General features: G+C 67.7%; 1 protein-coding gene. It reads left to right on the forward strand.

From position 1 onward, the window contains the following. Window positions 1-2,155, forward strand: a 2,155-nt coding sequence (locus tag ACTOWK_RS23560) for a beta strand repeat-containing protein (RefSeq protein WP_441332501.1), incomplete at both ends; no start/stop codon positions are given.

Below are 2,155 nucleotides of genomic sequence, written 5' to 3' on the forward strand. Positions count from 1 at the left end.
TGGAGCTGCACCGCGGGCACCTTGTCGGGCAACAGCCTGACCTTGGCCAACGGCGTGAGCGCGACTTGTACGATCGTCAACGACGACCAGGCGGCAACGCTGACCCTGGTCAAGACGGTGACCAACGACAACGGCGGCACCGCGACGATCACGGACTTCCCGCTGACCGCGACCGGTCCGACCACGATCACCGGTGTCAGCGGCACCGCGACGGTGACCAGTGCACCGGTCAGCGCCGGCGTCTACACCCTGACCGAAGCTGCCGTGGCCGGTTACACCGCCGGTAGCTGGAGCTGCACCGCGGGCACCTTGTCGGGCAACAGCCTGACCCTGGCCAACGGTGTCTCGGCGACTTGTACGATCGTCAACGACGACCAGGCCGCGACCTTGACCCTGGTCAAGACGGTGACCAACGACAACGGCGGCATCGCGACGATCACGGACTTCCCGCTGACCGCGACCGGCCCGACCACGATCACCGGTGTCAGCGGCACCGCGACGGTGACCAATGCACCGGTCAGCGCCGGCGTGTACACCCTGACCGAAGCTGCCGTGGCCGGTTACACCGCCGGCGCGTGGAGCTGCACCGCGGGCACCTTGTCGGGCAACAGCTTGACCTTGGCCAACGGTGTCTCGGCGACTTGTACGATCGTCAACGACGACCAGGCCGCGACCTTGACCCTGGTCAAGACGGTAACCAACGACAACGGCGGCACCGCGACGATCAGCGACTTCCCGTTGACCGCGACCGGCCCGACCACGATCACCGGTGTGAGCGGCACGGCGACGGTGACCAGTGCACCGGTCAGCGCCGGCGTCTACACCCTGACCGAAGCGACCGTGGCCGGTTACACCGCCGGTAGCTGGAGCTGCACTGCGGGCACGCTGACGGGCAACAGCCTGACTCTGGCCAACGGCGTGAGCGCGACGTGCACGATCGTCAACGACGACCAGGCCGCGACCTTGACCCTGGTCAAGACGGTGACCAACGACAACGGCGGCACCGCGACGATCAGCGACTTCCCGTTGACCGCGACCGGTCCGACCACGATCACCGGCGTGAGCGGTACGGCGACGGTGACCAGTGCACCGGTCAGCGCCGGCGTCTACACCCTGACCGAAGCGACCGTGGCCGGTTACACCGCCGGTAGCTGGAGCTGCACCGCGGGCACCTTGTCGGGCAACAGCCTGACCTTGGCCAACGGCGTGAGCGCGACTTGTACGATCGTCAACGACGACCAGGCGGCAACGCTGACCCTGGTCAAGACGGTGACCAACGACAACGGCGGCATCGCGACGATCAGCGACTTCCCGCTGACCGCAACCGGCCCGACCACGATCACCGGTGTCAGCGGCACCGCGACGGTGACCAGTGCACCGGTCAGCGCCGGCGTGTACACGCTGACCGAAGCGACGGTCGCCGGCTATACCGCCGGCGCCTGGAGCTGCACCGCGGGCACCTTGTCGGGCAACAGCTTGACCTTGGCCAACGGTGTCTCGGCGACTTGTACGATCGTCAACGACGACCAGGCCGCGACCTTGACCCTGGTCAAGACGGTGACCAACGACAGCGGCGGCACCGCGACGATCACGGACTTCCCGCTGACCGCGACCGGCCCGACCACGATCACCGGCGTCAGCGGCACCGCGACGGTGACCAGTGCACCGGTCAGCGCCGGCGTCTACACCCTGACCGAAGCGACGGTCGCCGGCTACACCGCCGGCGTGTGGAGCTGCACTGCGGGCACCTTGTCGGGCAACAGCCTGACCCTGGCCAACGGCGTAAGCGCGACTTGTACGATCGTCAACGACGACCAGGCCGCGACCTTGACCCTGGTCAAGACGGTGACCAACGACAACGGCGGCACCGCGACGATCACGGACTTCCCGCTGACCGCGACCGGTCCGACCACGATCACCGGTGTGAGCGGTACGGCGACGGTGACCAGTGCACCGGTCAGCGCCGGCGTCTACACCCTGACCGAAGCTGCCGTGGCCGGTTACACCGCCGGCGCGTGGAGCTGCACCGCGGGCACCTTGTCGGGCAACAGCCTGACCTTGGCCAACGGCGTGAGCGCGACTTGTACGATCGTCAACGACGACCAGGCGGCAACGCTGACCCTGGTCAAGACGGTGACCAACGACAACGGCGGCA

It is taken from the genome of Lysobacter sp. CA196 (assembly GCF_052078695.1).
In the GTDB taxonomy this organism is placed as follows: domain Bacteria; phylum Pseudomonadota; class Gammaproteobacteria; order Xanthomonadales; family Xanthomonadaceae; genus Lysobacter.